A 20,842-nucleotide genomic window follows, 5' to 3' on the forward strand; every position below is an offset into this window, starting at 1 on the left:
AGGTACTGATGTCCGTTGCACTCTCTATTTGCCAGCCCCATTCCGGTCACACAAAGGAGAATCCATTCATGAAGATCATTGCCGACAAACCATATATCTTTCAGGAAGGTCAGCCTTTGCAGATTTCGATCTGGAAGCTGACCGTCGCCCATAATAATGAAGAAGGACCGCAGGAGCACTGATGATGCGCTTTGTCGGTCCTTTATGTCATGGAGCAGTGTAGTGTACAAGTACGATGATGTTTATGAATGCTGGAAGGATCGGATGAGAAAGCAGGTTAAGCGTTTCTGATGTGAGCGCGTCTTAGTGATTAATATGGATGAAGGGAGCGATCCTTATGAAAAGACAGCCTATATTGGAAGTCATCGCTGTGGATGCGGCAGATGCCATAGCAGCTGAACAGGGAGGGGCAGATCGGATTGAACTTGTGTCTGCGATGTCTGAAGGAGGGCTTACTCCCAGTTATGGCATCATGGAGCATGTGGTGTCCCAAGTATCCATTCCGGTGTACGTCATGATTCGTCCTCATAGCCGCTCGTTCCGCTATAGCACAGATGACATCCACGTCATGACTCGGGATATACGCGTGGCGAGGGAACTTGGAGCTGCTGGCATCGTGATCGGCGCCCTCACCGGAAATGGTGAAGTCGACCTCATATCCTTGCAATCATGTATGGCCGAAGCTCAGGGTTTGGGCGTTACGTTTCATCGTGCAATTGATGTGAGCACAAGCCTGCCTGGGGCGCTCAAGACCCTTAACACATTGGGCAATGTGGAGCGTGTGCTTACATCGGGAGGAAAACGGACAGCGCCTGAAGCGATGCTAGAACTGAAACAACTTCAGCAATTGGGGCAAGCCTTGAACATCGCTGTCATGGCAGGGTCGGGGGTCACCATAGAGGGAATTCAAACGCTAGTGAGGCAGACGGGTATCACGGAAATCCATATGGGATCAGGCGTGAGGTACAAAGGCAGCTTTAATTATCCCATTGATCCACATTTGGTTGAAGAAGCCAAGCAGCAGTTATTGCTTGCATCACAGCCGTTCATGGACAGTAGTGCACTGAGTAGCGGTCCAAGCAAGGGTGGTCCAATGATATAGGGATGCGCTAAATAAAAGGAGTGATACGCCATGAATTATGAACTGCAACCAGCCGAATGGATTAAGTCCGCAGCACAGGTCAGCCCATCCGAACGCCAGCTGAGATGGCAGGAGATGGAGTTCTACGCGTTTATTCATTTTACGGTAAATACATTTACGGATCAGGAATGGGGCACTGGGGAGGAAGACCCGGCGATTTTCAATCCTTCTGAATTGAGCGCAGCGCAATGGGTGCAGGCGTGCAAGGCTGCGGGGATGAATGGGCTGATTTTGACGTGCAAGCATCATGATGGATTTTGTTTGTGGCCAAGTCAGTTTACAGAGCACACGGTTGCAGCCAGTCCGTGGAGGAACGGTGCGGGGGATTTGGTTCGGGAAGTCGCCGATGCCTGCCGTGAGGGTGGATTGAGGTTTGGCGTGTACCTGTCTCCTTGGGATCGTCATGAAGCCTCCTACGGAGATTCGGAGAGGTATAACGAGTTTTTCCTCCAACAGTTGCGCGAGCTGCTTACGAATTATGGCGACATCTTCTGTGTATGGTTTGATGGTGCATGTGGTGAGGGTCCAAATGGCAAAAGGCAGGTCTATGACTGGGACGCCTATTATGCGCTTATTCGTGAGCTCCAGCCCGAAGCTGTCATCTCGGTATGTGGTCCGGATGTTCGCTGGTGTGGCAATGAGGCGGGACACACACGGGAATCGGAATGGAGTGTTGTGCCAGAGCATATGCAGGATAACGAGAAGATTCAGGAGCAATCGCAACAGGTGGATGACGGCGAGTTTGCCAGAAGGATCAATACGCAGGACAGTGATTTGGGAAGCCGAAAGGTCATTCGTTCCCAAGGTGACCCACTGATCTGGTACCCTGCCGAGGTAAATACCTCAATTCGCCCAGGATGGTTCTATCATGCCAGTGAAGATGATCAGGTCAAAACACTGGAAGAACTGCTCGCCGTCTATTACGGTGCAGTAGGAGGCAACGCCACCTTTTTACTCAATCTGCCACCGGATACGCGTGGTCTCATTCACGAAACGGATGTCAAGCGACTACAGGAATTGGGAGATTCGCTGCGCACCATTTTTCAGGAAAATTTCGCCTTGCAGGCGCTGGTAAAAGCATCGGAGACGATGGATGAACAACATGCCATATCGGAAGTGCTGACGGAACACAGGGATACGTATTGGTGTCCTCACGAAGGAACGGAGCAGGCTTGGATCGAGCTTGATTTGCAGGAAGAACGATCGTTTGACCGGGTGGTGCTGATGGAACATATCCAGACAGGCCAACGGATTGAGCGATTTACACTGGAGTCACTGAGGGCAGATGGTGGTTGGGAAGAGTTCTACAAGGGGACGGTGGTGGGATATAAACGAATTTGCTGTTTCCCACTGGTCACATCGAGAAAGATGCGTTTAAGCACTCATGAATCCAGATGGTGCCCTACGTTGTCCGGGTTAGGTATATATCTGAGCGAGCGGGGAGGGTTATAACATGGCTGTGCTGACGTATAAAGGTTCACAGTTCATGTATGATGGCGAGCCCATTCGGATTTTGTCGGGTGCCATTCATTATTTCAGAGTGGTCCCCGACTATTGGGAGGATCGATTACTCAAGCTGAAAGCCTGCGGTTTCAATACGGTGGAGACGTATGTGGCGTGGAATGTTCATGAGCCGCAGCCGGGGCAGTATTGTTTTGAAGGCGTGGCTGATCTGGAACGTTTTATTCGCATTGCGGGAGATGTGGGTCTGCATGTGATTGTTCGTCCAAGTCCTTATATATGTGCCGAGTGGGAGTTTGGCGGATTACCTGCCTGGCTGCTTGCTGATGATGATATCCGTCTTCGGTGCAATGATGCAACATTTCTGGCGAATGTGGATCGTTATTATGATGTGCTTTTGCCCAAATTGAAACCTCTTCTTAGCACCCATGGCGGGCCGATCATCGCGATGCAGATTGAAAATGAGTACGGCAGTTTCGGGAACGACGCGAGTTATCTACGATATTTACGTGATGGCATGGTAGAGCGGGGTATGGATGTGTTGTTATTTACCTCGGATGGACCGACAGATCACATGCTACAGGCAGGATCTGTACCAGGGCATCTGGCTACGGTCAATTTTGGATCAGGGACGCAAGGAGCGTTCGCCAAGCTGCGTGAATATCAGGCGGACGAACCTTTGATGTGCATGGAGTATTGGAACGGTTGGTTCGATCACTGGGGAGAGTCACATCATACCCGAGAAGCCGCTGATGTGGCGGGTGTGTTTGAGGAGATGCTTCGAGCAGGAGCTTCGGTTAACTTCTATATGTTCCACGGCGGAACGAACTTTGGATTTTACAACGGGGCGAACTGTCAGCAGAAGGATCAATACGAACCCACAATTACAAGTTACGACTACGATTCACTGCTCAGTGAATCCGGGGAGCCGACAGCGAAATTTCATGCCGTACGTGATCTTATTGCTCGGTATCACAACGAAGATCTGAGTGAGCTTGTGCTGCCAGAATCGAAGGGGACCATCGCTTATGGGCGAGTGGAGTTGAACCAGCAGGCGTCATTACTGGCGCAGTTGGACCGGATATCAGACCCGGTGCAACGTACGAATCCGGAACCTATGGAGAAGCTGGGTCAGGATTATGGCTTTATTTGTTATCAAACCCGGATATCCGGGCCCAGTGAGCGACAGGAACTTGTGGTTCAGGAGGTGCGTGACCGTGCACTTGTGTTTGTTGGTGGGCAATTTCAAGGTGTGCTCGAACGGGGCAATACGGAATTATCGATTTCCTTTGAAGTGCCGCCAGAGGGCGCAGATCTATTGATCCTTGTTGAAAATATGGGGCGAATCAACTATGGCCCGTACCTGAGAGATCCGAAGGGGATTACGGAGGGGGTACGCCATGGCTTTCAATTTTTATATGATTGGACGATTCATTGTCTGTCATTAACCGATCTGTCGGGTTTACAATTCAGCGATGTGATTAGCGAAGCACAGGGGCCAGCTTTTTATCGAGGAAATTTTCAGATCATGGATGTGAGAGATACTTTTCTGAGATTGGATAGCTGGACCAAGGGAGTTGTATTTGTAAACGGATTCAATCTGGGGCGCTACTGGAATAAAGGACCGCAAAAAACGTTGTATGTACCTGCCCCCCTTCTTCGTGAAGGTGAGAATGAAATCATCGTATTCGAGCTTCATCAGACGTCTGAACTGGCCGTAACGTTCGTGGATACACCGGATTTGGGCTAGAAAAGGAAAATAGGTGAGCCAAACGATTATTGAGAATTGTCGTGTCCGCCAGAAAAAGGTATACGTTGGGTATGGACATTGACTACATGAGAGGATGAGGAAAAGTGAAAGTTGGACTCAGCACCTACAGTCTGCAACAAGCGCTGGATCGCAAAGAATTAACCGTACCAGATGCCATTCGTTGGATCGCCGATCAGGGCGGAGAACATGTGGAGATTGTTCCGATGGGATTCAGTCTGATCGATAATCCGGAGTTGATTGATGAGATCAAAGCTGTGGCAAAAGAGGTAGGAATCGATATTTCCAATTATGCTATCGGCGCTAACTTTGCTGTGCAGGAGGACGCCGAAGCGTTGGAGCAAGAGATCCAAAATGTGATGCGACATGTGGATGTGGCAGCAGCGCTGGGTTTAAAGCTGATGCGTCATGACGTGGCATTCCGCCCTGCACCAGAAGGAACCGTAGCACATTTCGAGATCGACCTGCCGGTACTGGTGAAGGCTTGTCAGCGGATAGCCGATTATGCTGCGGATTTTGGAATTACAACAAGTGTGGAGAACCATGGTTACTATGTGCAGTCGAGTGAGCGAATTCAACGTTTGTTACACGAGACGGCGCGGAGTAACTTCAAGACCACGCTGGATGTCGGCAATTTCCTCTGTGTGGATGAAGATCCGGTGAGTGCCGTAAAAAATAACATTCCGTACGCGTCGATCGTGCACGCCAAAGACTTCTACTGGAGACCTTCGTACCGGAACCCCGGTGAAGGCTGGTTTCAAACCTCGCACGGTAATTACCTGCGCGGTGCCATTGTGGGCCATGGCGATATTAACATGCCTGAAGTTATGCGTGTGTTAAAACAATCCGGGTATGACGGATATATCTCGGTTGAATTTGAAGGCATGGAGGATTGCAAAACCGCCTCACGCATTGCCATGGATAACGTCCGCCGCCTATGGGAAGAGGCATAGGGCTGAATACTTGTTTTAAATGAAATATGAATAGTTACGTACGGCTCAAACGGAAAGTTAGTTCAGTCAGAAAAAGTAGTGGAGGGGGCGAAATCGATTCTGAAGAAACGAAGCTAAAAGCTTTCTGCAAGAAAGCTACTTCGTAAGCATTAACTCGCCTTTATCACTGGATTTCCCCTTTGCAATAAGGGGATTAAAGAAATCTGGGGATAAGAGCGATCGGAAGAACGATTCGCAACCGTAACGTCTACCCCGCAGAACTTTAAATTTTATTTATGGAGGAATCAGCACTATGTCCAAATTGAAAGTCGCCGTCATCGGTGCCGGATCCATATCCGATTGCCATTTGCAAGCCTATGTCAGTAACCCGGACGTTGAAATATACGCCATCTGCGACCTGAATGCAGAACGTGCCACAGAAGTGGCGAAGCAATATAATGCACCTCATGTGTTTACTGATTACAAAGAATTGCTCGCATTGCCCGAGATCCATTCCGTCAGCATCTGTACATGGAACGACTCCCATGCGGAGATTAGCATTGCTGCTCTGGACGCAGGCAAAAACGTGTTATGTGAGAAACCACTCTGCCAAACGGTGGAGGATGCGCTCGAAGTAGAGAAGGCGGTTCATCGCAGCGGAAAGTTGCTGCAAGTTGGTTTTGTTCGCCGCTATAGCGACAATGCACAGATTCTGAAGAAGTTTATCGACGAGGGTGAGCTGGGCGAGATCTATTATGCCAAAGCCTCCAGTCTGCGTCGCCTGGGCAATCCGGGTGGCTGGTTCTCGGATATCAACCGCTCCGGCGGCGGCCCACTAATCGATATCGGGGTGCATGTGATCGACATTTGCTGGTATCTGATGGGCAGACCGAAGGTAAAGTCTGTCTCCGCTAACGTGTCCAACCGACTAGGTAACCGCTCGAACATTAACAATCTGTCGTTCTACAAAGCAGCGGACTATGATGCGAAGCAGAACACCGTTGAGGACATGGCGAACGCTCTGATTCGTTTCGAGAACGGTGCGAGCCTGCTCGTAGACGTCAGCTTCACGCTACATGCCAAAGCGGATGAGACCTCGGTCAAACTATATGGCGACAAAGGCGGTGCCGAGCTGGAGCCGGAAATTTCGATCATTGGCGAGAAATTCAATACCATTTTGAACATGACGCCACAAGTGGATTTCAAATCATTCGACTTTATGGGCTCATTCCGCAATGAAATCAACCATTTTATCGACAGCACACAAGGCCGCAAAGAAACACTTAGTCCCGTCGAGGATGGAGTCGAGGTCATGAAAATGCTCTGCGCCATATACGAATCAGCACGCCAAGGCCGCGAAATCACGCTATAAAAGGAGCATTGCAATACGGGCACGCTACTGTACTCGAAGTTATGAGCAGAGCATGGAGCAAGTGCTAACGAATCTGAGGCATCTTATTTAAGGATTTGAAGCCTCTTCAGAAATCTAAGGAACCTGAGACATGCTATATCAGAATAGACAGCCTTTTGCAGTGCTTTTGGTAAGGAATTTGGGAAATAACGTGTCTACTGTTCCTTACAATTTAAAAAGTGGACCTGAAGACCAAATAAGACGCCCTATGTTCCTTAGAAATCCATCTACCTATTCGCCAGGATCAGCCAGCTTGGATTTCAAAACGTTATAAACGCGCTGACATCCATCATCATATATCTTCCCTGAACTGAAGTTGAAGACATATCCTATAGAGACTTACCGTATCCGGTAAAACGCCCTATAGAAACAAGGGAAACCTGGGTCCATAGTGATTGAAGATGGCACCGCACTCGAAATAACAAAGTTACTCGCCCCTTAATAGTTAAACTAAGCGTTTACGCCAAAACGGAGAGTGCAGAACCAATCTGAAGAAGCAAAGCGCTCGCCTTTATCACCGGATTTCCAACAATTATAAAGTGAAATAAAAGAAATCCGGGGATAACAGCGATCGAAAGATGGTACTGCACTCGGAGTGACCAGGCGTAACATGTATGGTTTATCTTTTATCTAATCCTAAGGAGATGAAACAGGATGAGCGAAACCAAAGAAACCGTACTGGAGCAGGAAGAGCAGATTGTCGAAGCCGGCGTGCACAATTTTAGCAAAGAGGATGAATGGATCAAACCGGAAGATCCGCTGCTGAATGAGCGGTTGGAGTGGTTCAAGGACCAGAAGCTGGGGCTGATGATGCACTGGGGGCCGTATTCCCAGCTTGGTCTCGTGGAGTCTTGGGCGCTGAGCGACGAGGATGGCGATTGGTCGCGCGATGACATCGACTGGACGGATGACATGGAAGATTTCAAACGGGAATATTTCGAGCTGAACAAAACTTTCAATCCGATACGTTTCCAGCCCGAGGAATGGGCACAGATGGCGGCAGATAACGGGTTTAAATATTTCCTGTTCACCACCAAGCACCATGACGGTTTCTGCATGTGGGATACCAAGACGACGGATTACCGGATTACGGGCAAGGACACGCCTTTTCATACCCATAAGTATGCGGACATCTGTCGAGCATTATTTGACGCTTTCCGGGCCGAAGGACTGGGTATCTCAGCGTATTTCTCCAAAGCGGACTGGCATACCCCGTATTACTGGGCACCGGGCATGGAGCGTGGACGTCATATGTGGCGCGGCCCTTCGTATGATCCCCATAAGTATCCGTGGATGTGGGAGAAATTCGTGGAGTTCACACATGAGCAGATCATGGAGCTGCTGACGAATTACGGACGGATCGAATGTCTGTGGCTGGATGCCGGCTGGGTGCGCGAAGGTCGCCACGGTCAGGATATCAGGCTTGGAGAAGTCGTGGAACGGGCGCGTCAGACCACACAACCTTGGCTTCTGTCCGCAGATCGCACCGTCGGTGGACCGTATGAGAATATCGTTACCCCCGAGCAGACCATACCGGAACATCCGATGAACATTCCATGGGAGAGCTGTATTACGGTGGGGAACTCCTTTGCTTTTGGATTCGATGATCAGTATAAAACGGGAAGACAACTGGCACACATTCTACTCGAAGTTGTGTCCAAGGGTGGTAACCTGGCGCTGAATGTAGGTCCACAACCCGATGGGCGTCTGCCAAAAGGGGCAATTCGAGGCATCAAGGGCCTCGGTGAATGGTTGGGTACTCATGGAGAAGGCGTCTATGGAACCCGGATCTGCGGGCCATATTTTACGAAAGATTGGGCTTTCACCCAGAAAGAAGAGATCAACACCGTATATGCCTTCCGTATATACCGAAACGAGAATGAGACTGTACAACCACAGTTAATCATTCCTTATCTGGAAAAGGTAGAGCGGATCGAACTCATCGGTAGCGATGACGTACTTTCGTATCAGCAGACAGAAGACGGACTTCTTGTGGATCTGCCCCAATCTGCTGCAACGAGTGAAGCGCCGATCACACATACGTTCAGATTGATCACAAGCGCATAGAGGTTGTTCAAAAAGTCCCCAATTGATCACGAAGTAGTCCACGAAGTGAACTCGACATCGAATCTTGCGTTCACCTTCGGAGTCTGGTGCTCATGTAGGTTTGCCTACACTCCGCTCCTCCTCCTTCAGGTTCTCGCAACCTTCTCGGTGCTGAATCGTTAACTTTTTGAACTTGCATGTAAAGAATGCCATGTCAATTCCGGGGGAGATATAACCACCTCCGGGATTTTTTTATTCATACATAAGGGACACAATTCCCAATAGAAACGGCTCGCAATCGCTTGTCACACAAGGGTTTGTGGAATAAAGAGAAGTCGGAGAAAATTGCAAATTGATAAAAGTTTATCGGGCGATGTACTATCAAATTAAGAAAGCGCTACCTGATATGAATGTTTACATCATGTTTGTTAAACAAGGAACTAAGAGCAGAAAAAAGGATGTTTAAGGGATGTAAATGTAATATATTATTACACTTGAGGTGTAGAAGGAGTGACGCAAATGAGTCGAGCTACGGAAAGCATACCCGCCAAGATGGAACTCCAACAGAGGAAACATGTGGAGCCCAAGCGGCAGCATCCATTCATCAAAAGCCTCAAGAAACACTGGGAGCTCTACCTGCTCGTGCTGCCCCCGGTGTTGTATCTGTTGATCTTCAAGTACATCCCTATGGTGGGTGTCCAAATCGCCTTCAAGGACTTCAGTGTGGTCAAAGGAATCTGGGGAAGCCCGTGGGTCGGATTCAAACACTTTGAAGCCTTCTTCCAATCTCCAAACTTTTGGCTACTGATCAAGAATACGATAGGAATCAGCTTCTATTCCTTAATTGCGGGTTTCCCCATTCCGATCCTGCTGGCGCTGGCGCTGAATGAGATTCGAACGGGTTACTTCAAGAAGACCGTACAGATGGTTACCTACGCTCCACATTTTATCTCCACTGTTGTCATGGTATCCATTATCATTCTGATGCTCTCCCCGCATGTGGGCGTGGTAGACAAGCTGTTCACACTGCTCGGCTTCCCGATGACCAACTTCATGGGTATTCCCGAATACTTCAAATCAATATATGTCTGGTCAGGTGTGTGGCAGGGCATGGGATATTCATCAATCATATACATTGCCGCCCTTGCTGGTGTTGATCCATCTCTCTATGAAGCAGCAAAGATGGACGGCGCATCAAGACTTCGGAAAATCTGGCACATCGACCTTCCAACACTCGTTCCAGTCACCGTCATCATGCTAATTCTGAGTCTGGGAAGCATTATGGGCGTTGGCTTCGAGAAAATATACCTGATGCAGAATCCGCTCAACACAAGCGCTTCGGAGGTCATCTCCACGTATGTGTACAAGGTCGGTCTCATCGGGGCAAATTTCAGCTTCTCCTCGGCAGTAGGGTTCTTCAACTCCATTATCAACCTGATCCTGCTGGTTATCGTCAACGGCATATCCCGCAAAGTATCTCAGAACAGCTTGTGGTAAAGGAGGAGCTTATCCATGTTCAACCTCATTAATCGTAACCGGATCAAGGACCCGCTCGGTGATCGTATTTTCATGACATTCAACTATATCTTTCTGTTCGCCATACTGCTAACGGTGTTTTACCCGCTCTTGTATATCATCAGTTCTTCGTTTAGCTCTTCACGAGCCGTGACATCCGGTCAGGTGTGGCTGTTCCCGGTCGATTTTAATATCAAGGCGTACATCTCCATTTTCAAAAGCCAACAGCTTATGCTCGGTTTCTATAACACGATCATCTACACCGTAGTAGGCACGTTCATTAACGTGGCACTGACCGTCATGCTGGCGTATCCCCTATCGCGCAAATCGTTCTACGGACGAGGGGCCATTATCATTTTCATGATGATCACGATGTTCTTTGATGGCGGTCTGATTCCCACCTACCTGTTGATGAAGGACTTGCACCTGCTCGATACACGCTGGGCGATGTGGCTGCCCGGGGCGCTCGCGGTGTTCCAGGTCATCGTGGCGAGAACATTCTTCCAGTCTTCCATCCCGGAAGAGCTTGGAGAGGCCGCAGAAATGGACGGTTGCCGGGATATCCGGTATCTGGTCAGCGTGGTTCTTCCCTTATCAAAGCCTATTCTGGCAGTCATGACACTCATGTATGCCGTAGGTCACTGGAATGCGTACTTTGATGCACTGATCTACCTGCGTTCCGAGAAGTTGTTCCCTTTGCAATACGTGCTTCGCAATCTGCTCATCCTGAACGCGGCTGACCCGGCGATGCTCGCCAATACCAGCCAGCAGATGCGGGATCAGGGGTTTGAGCAGGTGTTGAAATATGCACTGATTGTCGTCGCGAGCATTCCCATTCTGATCATGTATCCATTTGTACAGAAGCATTTTGTTAAAGGGGTCATGGTTGGTTCCCTCAAAGGTTAATCCTTGTGAATTAAGCCCGGTTGCCTCTTGAAAGGAGGTGGGAGGAACACGCCGGCTTCCGGGGTCGATTTTATATGCTTGCACTACAACCCAATAATTTGCCGTTATGAAAAAAAGGAGGAGTCAGATTGAGAAAATCTTGGATTTCGATGTTGTTTCTGGTCTTTGCTTCGATGGCTTTGTTGTCCGCATGCAGTTCATCCGAGGAATCGGGTGGTAGCGACGGTAGCGGTGAGAGCGGCGGTCCTGTCACAATGACCTTCTTTGCTCCGCAAGGCAAAGCGTCCATGGAAGAGAATGAATTCACCCAATTTATCGAAGACAAGTTCGACGTTACCCTAAAATGGGATCTGGCCCCAACGGACGCCTTGCAGGATCGCAGACAATTGCTGCTGGCTAGTGGTGATTATCCCGAAGTGTTTCTTCACGGCAAGTTCACCACCTCAGACCTTCAAACCTATGGAAAACAGGGCGTGTTCCTTCCGCTACAAGATCTGATTCAGAAGTATGGTCCGAATCTGACCAAGATTATGGAAGAGAAGCCATACTTCAAAGAAGCCATCACGGCACCGGACGGCAACATCTATGCGCTGCCGATCTTCAATGAATGTTACCACTGTACGTATGCACAGAAATACTGGATCAACACGGAATGGCTCGATAATCTGGGTCTGAAAATGCCAACCACAACTGATGAACTGTATACCGTTCTGAAGGCGTTTAAGACACAAGATCCAAACGGTAACGGGAAAGCGGACGAGATTCCACTTACAGGTGCACCGAACAAGTATGTATGGAATGGCAACATTGATGCCTATCTGATGAATAGCTTTATATACAATGACAACGACAAATATCTGATCGTGAACGATGGCAAGGTAAGTTTTGCCGCCAATCAGGAAGGTTGGAAGAAAGGGCTGGAGTACATGAACAAGCTGTATGCAGATGGCCTGATTGATCCGGCTTCCTTTACACAGAACGATCAGGCGATAGGACAGCTGGGGAACAAGGAAGGCGACGAAGTGGTCGGCTCCATTACAACAGCGCTGGTCAGTTATCTCGTGAATACTTATGACAAAGACATCACCCGTCACCAACACTGGGAGATCGTTCCTCCATTGAAAGGACCAGATGGAGTGCAGACGACAGGCGCTACACAGAGCGTAGGTGAGTTTGAGTTTGCCATTACCAACAAAGCGACAGAAGCACAGCAGATTGCCGCCATCAAAATCGTAGACTACATGTTCAGTGAAGAAGGTGCGCTGTACGCGGAGTATGGACCAACTGAAGGCAAGGGCTGGAAGAAGGCAGATGCCGATGAGAAAAACATCAATGGCGAGCCGGCCAAATACAGCTACTACAACCTGCCTGAGCGTGATCCAAACGTTGTTGTGAACGAGAGCTGGTCACAGATCGGAGCCCATGACTTGTCCAACACGTTCCGTAATCTGTTTGCCGAAGGACAGAATCCTTTAGAAGCAGAGGGTTATGGTACACGTCTGGCTCAAGCTACCAATGTGTATGAACCTTATGCACCCAAAGAAGTATACCCTGCGAACGTATTTATTCGTCCAGAGGATACTGAATCAGCAGCACAACTGACTACAGCCATTAAGGATTATGTGCAGACGAATATGGCACAGTTCATTATTGGCAGCAAGAGCATTGATAAGGAATGGGATTCGTATGTCAAAGGCTTCGATGGTCTCGGACTGAGTAATTACCTTGAGATCTACCAGCGTGCCATTGAGAAAAATCAATAATTGAAGGATTCAATATAGAGGCTGTCCCGTCTGTCACCCGTGACCGGGACGGTCTTCTCCTATGACAACCCCACGTCATCCGATATAATGTACTGAATATTTATGGGAAATTAGCAATCAGCACAGGTGTTTGTCGTCATATAGCATGAACAGTAACGGTGGGGGGATCTCGGAGATGAACAACAATTGGTTTAGGCGTTTGCTGTTATCGTATCTGCCTGTTTTCTTTATTGTGACGACCATTCTCTTTTTTATTTTCTTCCAGGTATTCAATGAACAGAACCGGAGGGAAGCGCTCAAGGCCAATGAATTCCTGGCATCACAGGTAACGCAATATCTGGACAACTCCCTGCGTTCCATCGATTTCAAGGTACTGCGTGAGATTTTGACCAACCCTAACTTGAAGAATTATTTCTCGGTATCTGGCAGCGAAGATGTGTATGCCGGCATTCAGGCGGTCCAGGTGGTTGATGAATTGAAAATAGAGTATCCGCTGATTGATTCGATTTATCTCGTTCGATACGGGGATGGCACGGTCTTCAGTAACGGGAAGGCTGTTCCGATTGAAGAGTTCCCGGATGCAGACTTTATTGCAGATAGCCGGTCAAGGGATGAACAGAAGTGGGCAGGAGCACGAGCGTTCCGGGCTTTTCCATCGCAAGCGACGGAGCAGGTAATTACTATTGTGCGAAGTGTAGGAAACGGCAAAGGACTTGTGGTGACAAATGTGGACCTGAGTACCCTGAGAAAATCCATTATGCAGATGTATGATCCGGAATTTACGTTTGTGAACATCTTCAACCGTTCGGGCGGCAATCTGTGGGATAGCAGCATGCCAGGAGGGATTGCAGCTTCTACTAAAACCACGTCGGGAGAAGTCTTCTCCGAATTTACGTCGAGTTATAGTGGTTGGAAGGTGCAGACAGGTCTCAACAATGGAAAAATCGTCAAATGGACTCTGCAATTTTATAATATTTGGTTTGCCTTTGCTGTAGTGGTTGTGTTGATCGGTGTGGTATGGGTGATCTACGTGACCCGTAGAAATTACAAGCCGATTCAGCAGATTGTCACGTTGATTCAGACCGTCTCTTCGCAGAAACAATCGGGGCTCAACTATGGCAAGGAGAATGAGTTCCGATTTATCCATACAACGCTGGAACGCATGATTGATCAGACGAGGCAATATCAGGAGGAGCATGAAGAGAATCTGATTTTGCAGAAAAAAATGTTCTTTCAGGAGTTGCTGGAGGGCACACGAGACTTTACGAGCACGGAGCTGACAGCGGAGATGAGGAAGTTCAAACTGCCTGAGCTGCAGCATCGTTGGGCCGTCATGGTAGTCGAGATGGATCGGTATGATGCATTTGTGACGGAGTATCATCACCAGGACCAATCCCTCCTGAAATTCGTGTTATCCAGTATTCTGCAGGAGAGTGCACGTCATGAAGGAACGGAAGTGTGGGCTGAATGGATCTCCGATCAGCGTCTGTACGCCATTCTCTGGATTCCAGAAATGGAACAGGCCGAGGAGACCGAGCATCGGTTGCTCACTGGTTATTTGGACAGAATTGATCAGTATCTGAACTTTACTGTGACCATCGGTGTTGGTCGGGTTGCCGTCGATATTCGGGGACTGAGAGCTTCATTGAAAGAAGCTGTGCACGCGCTGGAATACAAGGCTGTACTGGGGATGAATCGTATCATTCCGTGTAGTGACGTGCCGAATTCAACCAATGATGTGTATGAGTTCCTGAAGACCATCTCACTGCTGGTTCAGGCGATGCGCTTATCGGACGATGTCTGGGAAAAGCATTTTGAAAGGCTATTTGAACAGATTAGTGAGTCTGTCCTGTCCCGTCAGGAGATTATGAATACGATCCAATTGTTATTTCAACATTACAATCGGGAATTCGCTGAACTTCCACGAGAGTATCAGGAGTCGTGGGCAGCGATATTCACTCCACTTCTTCCAAGGCTTGAGGGCTGGGAAACGTTAGACGATCTGCGTGAGCTGTGCTGGGAAGGATTCCGGGAACTGGCGCTGCAGATGCAGACGCTGCATTGTTCCCGAAAACACAGATCACATATTCTGGAGATTCGCAAATACATCGAAGAGCATTACAACAATCCTGATCTGTCACTGAACTACCTTAGTGATCTATTCGATATTAATCCGAAGTATCTGAGCAAGCTTTTCAAGGATGAGATTGGGGAGAAGTTTGTGGATCTGCTCATTAGTCATCGTATCGAAAAAGCCAAGCTGCTCATGCAGGAGACGGATAAGGCCATTCAGGAGATCAGTGAGGAAGTGGGATACACGAACTATAATTCCTTCAACCGGGCCTTCAAGAACGTGGTGGGTGTGGCACCAAGTGACTACCGCAAAGCCATGTGAGTGCACGCGCCTAACTAATTCCGAACGCATAAGGAGAATGTGCATATGGACTATAAAGATGCTTCGCTTCCCATTCAGGAACGGGTTCAGGATCTGATCGGACGGATGACAACGGCAGAGAAGATTGGACAACTCATTCAGCCGATGGGATGGAAGACGTATGATAAAGCAGCTGATGGTACAGTACAGGTGACGGAAGAGTTCAAAGCAGACATGGAACAGGGCGGTGTCGGTTCTCTGTATGGTGTGCTTCGGGCCGATCCATGGACTGAAGTGACACTTGAAACGGGGCTTACTCCACGGCAGGGAGCCGTTGCCACAAATGTCATTCAGCAGTATGCCATGGAGCATTCCCGGCTGGGCATTCCCATTTTGTTCGGAGAAGAATGTTCCCACGGGCATATGGCGATCGGGGCAACAGTTTTTCCGGTACCGTTAACGGTGGGCAGCACATGGAATATGGAGTTATACCGCAAGATGTGTGAAGCCATCGCTGTGGAGACCCGGAGCCAGGGGGGAGCGGCAACGTATTCCCCGGTGCTGGATGTCGTACGTGACCCGAGATGGGGGCGGACGGAGGAATGTTTTGCCGAAGATCCATACTTGATTGGTGAATTTGCAGTAGAAGCCATGAAGGGACTACAGGGTAACCGCCTTGATTCCAACCAGACGATTGTGGCGACACTTAAGCATTTTGCAGCTTATGGCAGTTCGGAGGGTGGGCGTAATGCAGCACCTGTGCATATGGGATTACGTGAATTGCATGAAATAGATCTGTTGCCATTCAAAAAGGCAGTGGAAGCCGGGGCTTGCTCCGTGATGACCGCATATAACGAAATTGATGGGGTACCTTGCACGTCCAGTACGTATCTGCTGAATGACCTTCTGCGTGAGCAGTGGGGTTTTGATGGGTTTGTGATTACTGATTTTGGCGCCATTCAGATGCTGGTCCATGGACATAACACCGCTGAGAACGGGGAGCAGGCCGTGGCACAGTCTCTTCAAGCAGGAGTGGATATGGAGATGTCCGGGTACATGTACCGCAAACATCTCGGTCAGGCGTTGGAGCAGGGGCTGATCGAAGAGAAGGATCTGGACTTGGCTGTGCGGCGGGTGTTGGAGACGAAATTCAGACTCGGGTTATTTGAAAAGCCTTTCGTTGATCCAGAGTTTGCAGAGCGGATTATCGGATGTGAAGACCATACTCAGCTGGCGAGGGAAGTGGCACAAGAGGGGATTGTTTTACTGAAAAATGAGGGGAATACCCTTCCGCTTGCCAAAACAGGTACGAAGATAGCTGTCATTGGTCCGAACGCGAACCATATCTATAACCAACTTGGGGACTATACCTCGCCACAACCGAGAGAGCAGATTGTCACCGTACTGGATGGCATTACGCGCAAACTTGGCGCGGATTCGGGTCAGGTACTGTACGCACCTGGTTGCCGGATTAAAGGCGATTCCAGAGAGGGATTTGCACAAGCGCTCGCCTGTGCGGAACAGGCCGATGTCATTGTGATGGTGATGGGTGGTTCCAGCGCCCGCGATTTTGGTGAAGGCACGATAGACTTGCGGACAGGTGCTTCAGTGGTAACCGATGATCCATGGAACGACATGGAGTGCGGTGAGGGCATTGACCGGGCATCCCTGAATCTCATGGGTATTCAATTGGAGCTGGTGCAGGAGGTACATAAGCTCGGGAAACCCGTTATCGTGGTGTATATTAACGGCCGCCCCATTGCTGAACCTTGGATTGATGAGCATGTCCATGCCATTGTGGAAGCGTGGTACCCCGGACAGGAAGGTGGTAACGCGATTGCGGATATTCTGTTTGGCGATGTGAATCCATCGGGGCGCCTTACGGTTTCCATTCCCAAGCATGTTGGGCAACTTCCGATCTACTATCATGCCAAACGCACTCGTGGCAAGCGGTATCTGGAGATGGATCTGGCGCCGCAGTATCCGTTTGGATATGGACTGAGCTACACCGATTTCAGTTACGAGAATGTAAGGGTTGTACCCGACGTAATTGGTCCAGAAGATGAGGCACAGGTGATGGTTGAAGTCACCAATACTGGAGCGGTATCGGGAAGCGAGGTTGTGCAGTTGTACATCACGGATGTATCGGCTTCGGTCACCCGAGCTGAAATGTCACTGAGGGGTTTTCGTAAAATCCATCTGGAGCCAGGACAGACCCAGACCGTTACATTCCCTGTGCAAAAAGAACATCTCGCACTGATCGACTCTCGTCTCCAGTCTGTCGTAGAACCGGGTGAATTCAGGCTCATGGTTGGCCGCAATTCGGCTGACTGGACCGCTTGTAGTCTGCATATCCAGAAGGTGGGGGCGAAGGTATGATTCGAATTCAGCGATTCATCGAAGATCTGAAACAGCGGCAATGGCTGAATACGATCGAGCTTCCGGCGTGGGAGATGCAGAGGGCCAGATACATTCGGCCAGGGGAATACGAGTACGAACAGGCAGAAGTAAATGAAGATGAGCAGGCAGACAAGGCCATGCAAAGCTTGAATCCGCTGAACAGCGTACATGGAACGACGTATTTTCTGAGCAAATGTGTGGAGATTCCGGACAGTTGGGGGGATCGAGCTGTTGGGCTGGTCTTCGAGGCTGGAGGAGAAGGGCTGCTGAAGGTGAATGGCATACCTTATCACGGGGTGGATCAAAATCACGGATTCGTACCCCTTCCGCGAAGTCGGGTAGGCAATACGCCGCAGTTGGAGATTGAACTCTACGATCCGATTCCAGAGCCGCATGATCCACTCAACCGACAAGCTGTTATTCAGCCGCCTATTCAGGGCATTCGGGCAGCATTGGTTCATGTGAATCAGCCATTGCAGAGCCTGATGTACAGCGTTACGGTACTCGCCGAGTCACTCCGGGCATATAACGAGAAGGAGCCCAAGCGCATGGCCCTTATTCAGGTCATTCATCAGGTGATGGATAACATGTACAATGACCCGGAACGCTGGAGTGATGCAGCCTGGATACAGAACTTCGAACATGGGTTAGTACAGTCGGTACAGCAGGAAGACCCGGAGGAATATCGGAGTGGCTTCATGCATCTGGTCGGACAATCCCACATTGATATTGCCTGGCTGTGGCCTGTACGTGAGACGGTGCGCAAGTCCAGTCGTACGTTCTCGACCATGTGTACCTTGATGGATACGTACCCGGACTTTGTATATTCCCAGAGCCAGCCGCAGTTGTATGCCTTTGTGAAGGATCATTACCCGGAGCTGTACGAGCGAGTTAAAGCCCGTATTGCCGAAGGCCGCTGGGAGCTGGTCGGTGGCATGTGGGTCGAGCCGGATCTGAATATTCCGAGTGGCGAGTCGTTAGTTCGGCAGATTCTGTATGGACAGAACTTCTATCAGGCGGAGTTTGGCAAACGCTCCAACATCGAGTGGCTACCGGATACCTTTGGTTACTGTGCTTCCTTGCCGCAGATGCTGAAGCTTGCGGATATTCCTTATTTTATGACGACCAAGCTGAATTGGAATGATACTAATGCGTTTCCGTATGACCTCTTCGACTGGGTAGGCATTGATGGTACTTCCGTACTCGCTTATCTGAATCATGGGGTGAATGAGCATACGCGGCCCAAAGATGTGGATGAACATTGGCAATCATTTAAACAAAAGGATGTGCACCCTGAGCAAATGTTGCTTTATGGACATGGCGATGGTGGTGGCGGCGTGACGAATGAGATGGTGGAGTTTGCGGAGCGATCCCATTTGATGGTGGGGCAGCCGATCAGCAAATTCAGCACAGCAGGCGCTTTTTTTGAAGACATATCAATAAATAAACCGACGTTGCCAAAGTGGCACGGGGACTTGTACCTGGAGCTGCATCGCGGAACCTATACGACCCATGCAAGGAACAAACGTAGCAACCGTAAGGCAGAGGTATTATATCGGGAAGCGGAGATCTGGGGGCAATTTGCCGGGGCTTACGCCACACACACGAAGAATGATCTGGATGAAGGCTGGAAGTTGATTATGCTCAACCAATTCCATGACATTATTCCGGGAACGTCGATTCCTGAAGTATACGTAACGTCCACCGAGGAGTACACGAAGGTATTTACACTCGGTACATCCGCACTGCGGGAAACGCTGGATACCCTTGCGGACAGGGTTACGACAGATGGAGTGGATGGTCTCCCCTACGTTATATTCAACAGCCTCGGCTGGGAACGTGGAGAGAATATCACCATTACAGGAGATGCCCGCCTCGCTGGATTGACTGCATTTGATCGCCAGGGGAACCGTCTAGCCTGTGATCTCGAACAAAAGGAAGACAAGTATACGCTACTTGTCCATGTTCCGTCGATTCCTGCTTTTGGGTATACAACGATATGGCTGCGTGAGGCAGCGGATGTTATCCTTCCAGTAAGGGAAGAAGAATCCTTCCCTTCCACATGGGACACCGAGTTCTATACCCTTGAGTTCAATGACTTGGGAGAGATCACCAGATGGTATGACAAAACGGTAGGACGCGACTGGCTGAAGCCCGGTGATCGGGCGAATGAGTGGCAGTTTTTCCACGACAAACCGACGTACTGGGATGCTTGGGATATCGATCCACGATTTGAATCCCAGCGGGCAGGTGCGGTGCAGCTGATCTCCAAAGAGGTTGTACAGCGCGGGGCTACGCGAGATGTACTGCGTTTTGTCTGGAAGCTGAATCAATCGGAGATCAGCCAGGATATTATTTTTCATCGTTACCAGCGGCGTGTTGATTTCCATACAAAAGTGAAGTGGAATGAGAGCCATAAACTGCTCAAGGTGGCCTTTCCGGTGGATCTGGTGGCAGCCAAAGCAGCCTATGAGATTCCGTTTGGAGCGCTGGAGCGTCCAACTCATAACAACACCAGTTGGGAGCAGGCGCAGTTCGAGGTCTGCGGGCATCGCTGGGCGGATATCTCGGAGGGCAATAGTGGTGTCAGTTTGCTGAATGATTGCAAGTACGGCTATGACATCAAGGATCGGACGATACGCCTGTCCCTGCTTCGTGCTCCAAAATGGCCGGATGAATATGCCGATCAAGGCAATCATGAATTCACATATTCATTTCTGCCCCACCAGGGCGATTGGCGACAAGCTGCCGTCGTTCGCCGGGCGATGGAGCTGAATCATCCGGTGGAAGTTGTAACAGCGAGTCATTCTTCGGGTCAATTGCCAGCCGAACACACTTGGGTTCAATTCCACAGTGAGCATGTCATTCTGGATGCAATTAAGCCTGCAGAAGACGGCTCGGGAACGGTGTTGCGTTTCTACGAATCAACAGGAAGTAGAGAAAAGGTGCATGTTCAGTGGGCTGAAAAGGAAATCAAAGCGTCCATCATTAATCTGTTGGAGGATGAGATCCATCCGTTGGCTAGTGTGAATGGAGCATTCGAACTGACCTTTAAACCGTATGAGATCAAGTCGGTGAAACTTGTTGATATCAGTAATGAGTCGAACCTTACATTTACATGAGAA

At 49.4% G+C, this 20,842-nt stretch carries 12 protein-coding genes; all 12 read left to right on the forward strand.

The genetic code is table 11. From position 1 onward, the window contains the following. The first annotated feature begins 337 nt into the window (after window positions 1-337). Window positions 338-1,102: a copper homeostasis protein CutC gene (locus MKY92_RS01135; protein ID WP_339298807.1), complete on the forward strand. Its 765-nt coding sequence runs from the start codon at window positions 338-340 to the stop codon at window positions 1,100-1,102. A gap of 30 nt (window positions 1,103-1,132) precedes the next feature. Beyond that, a complete protein-coding gene (locus MKY92_RS01140) occupies window positions 1,133-2,593 on the forward strand; it encodes an alpha-L-fucosidase (protein ID WP_339298808.1) in 1,461 nt (486 codons plus the stop codon). A 1-nt stretch (window position 2,594) separates the two neighbouring features. Further along, window positions 2,595-4,352 (forward strand): beta-galactosidase family protein, encoded by a 1,758-nt coding sequence (locus MKY92_RS01145; protein WP_339298809.1) that lies wholly within the window; start codon window positions 2,595-2,597, stop codon window positions 4,350-4,352. Window positions 4,353-4,456: 104 nt separating this feature from the next. Next, window positions 4,457-5,323 (forward strand): sugar phosphate isomerase/epimerase, encoded by an 867-nt coding sequence (locus MKY92_RS01150; protein WP_339298810.1) that lies wholly within the window; start codon window positions 4,457-4,459, stop codon window positions 5,321-5,323. Between the two features lie 292 nt (window positions 5,324-5,615). After that, on the forward strand, window positions 5,616-6,674 hold the full coding sequence (locus MKY92_RS01155) for a Gfo/Idh/MocA family oxidoreductase (protein ID WP_339298811.1): 1,059 nt from the start codon (window positions 5,616-5,618) through the stop codon (window positions 6,672-6,674). A gap of 693 nt (window positions 6,675-7,367) precedes the next feature. Beyond that, on the forward strand, window positions 7,368-8,780 hold the full coding sequence (locus tag MKY92_RS01160) for an alpha-L-fucosidase (protein ID WP_339298812.1): 1,413 nt from the start codon (window positions 7,368-7,370) through the stop codon (window positions 8,778-8,780). Between the two features lie 531 nt (window positions 8,781-9,311). Next, window positions 9,312-10,256 (forward strand): ABC transporter permease subunit, encoded by a 945-nt coding sequence (locus tag MKY92_RS01165; protein WP_223199956.1) that lies wholly within the window; start codon window positions 9,312-9,314, stop codon window positions 10,254-10,256. A gap of 15 nt (window positions 10,257-10,271) precedes the next feature. Further along, window positions 10,272-11,180 (forward strand): carbohydrate ABC transporter permease, encoded by a 909-nt coding sequence (locus tag MKY92_RS01170; RefSeq protein ID WP_339298813.1) that lies wholly within the window; start codon window positions 10,272-10,274, stop codon window positions 11,178-11,180. Window positions 11,181-11,308: 128 nt separating this feature from the next. Then, a complete protein-coding gene (locus MKY92_RS01175; protein WP_339298814.1) occupies window positions 11,309-12,943 on the forward strand; it encodes an ABC transporter substrate-binding protein in 1,635 nt (544 codons plus the stop codon). Between the two features lie 175 nt (window positions 12,944-13,118). Next, window positions 13,119-15,338: a helix-turn-helix domain-containing protein gene (locus tag MKY92_RS01180; protein WP_339298815.1), complete on the forward strand. Its 2,220-nt coding sequence runs from the start codon at window positions 13,119-13,121 to the stop codon at window positions 15,336-15,338. 45 nt (window positions 15,339-15,383) lie between these two features. Further along, a complete protein-coding gene (locus MKY92_RS01185; protein ID WP_339298816.1) occupies window positions 15,384-17,696 on the forward strand; it encodes a glycoside hydrolase family 3 N-terminal domain-containing protein in 2,313 nt (770 codons plus the stop codon). Continuing rightward, window positions 17,693-20,839, forward strand: coding sequence for an alpha-mannosidase (locus tag MKY92_RS01190; protein ID WP_339298817.1), 3,147 nt, complete (start codon window positions 17,693-17,695; stop codon window positions 20,837-20,839). The genes MKY92_RS01185 and MKY92_RS01190 overlap by 4 nt, the downstream gene beginning before the upstream one ends. Window positions 20,840-20,842 lie beyond the last annotated feature (3 nt).

It is taken from the genome of Paenibacillus sp. FSL R5-0623 (assembly GCF_037974265.1).
Lineage (GTDB): Bacteria > Bacillota > Bacilli > Paenibacillales > Paenibacillaceae > Paenibacillus.

Excerpts from the sequence above, each read along its gene's own strand:
- MKY92_RS01135 (WP_339298807.1), top strand. The coding sequence starts at position 338 with ATGAAAAGACAGCCTATATTGGAAGTCATCGCTGTGGATGCGGCAGAT.
- MKY92_RS01165 (WP_223199956.1), top strand. The coding sequence starts at position 9,312 with ATGGAACTCCAACAGAGGAAACATGTGGAGCCCAAGCGGCAGCATCCA.
- MKY92_RS01145 (WP_339298809.1), top strand. The coding sequence starts at position 2,595 with ATGGCTGTGCTGACGTATAAAGGTTCACAGTTCATGTATGATGGCGAG.
- MKY92_RS01180 (WP_339298815.1), top strand. The coding sequence starts at position 13,119 with ATGAACAACAATTGGTTTAGGCGTTTGCTGTTATCGTATCTGCCTGTT.
- MKY92_RS01155 (WP_339298811.1), top strand. The coding sequence starts at position 5,616 with ATGTCCAAATTGAAAGTCGCCGTCATCGGTGCCGGATCCATATCCGAT.
- MKY92_RS01190 (WP_339298817.1), top strand. The coding sequence starts at position 17,693 with ATGATTCGAATTCAGCGATTCATCGAAGATCTGAAACAGCGGCAATGG.
- MKY92_RS01160 (WP_339298812.1), top strand. The coding sequence starts at position 7,368 with ATGAGCGAAACCAAAGAAACCGTACTGGAGCAGGAAGAGCAGATTGTC.
- MKY92_RS01185 (WP_339298816.1), top strand. The coding sequence starts at position 15,384 with ATGGACTATAAAGATGCTTCGCTTCCCATTCAGGAACGGGTTCAGGAT.
- MKY92_RS01140 (WP_339298808.1), top strand. The coding sequence starts at position 1,133 with ATGAATTATGAACTGCAACCAGCCGAATGGATTAAGTCCGCAGCACAG.
- MKY92_RS01170 (WP_339298813.1), top strand. The coding sequence starts at position 10,272 with ATGTTCAACCTCATTAATCGTAACCGGATCAAGGACCCGCTCGGTGAT.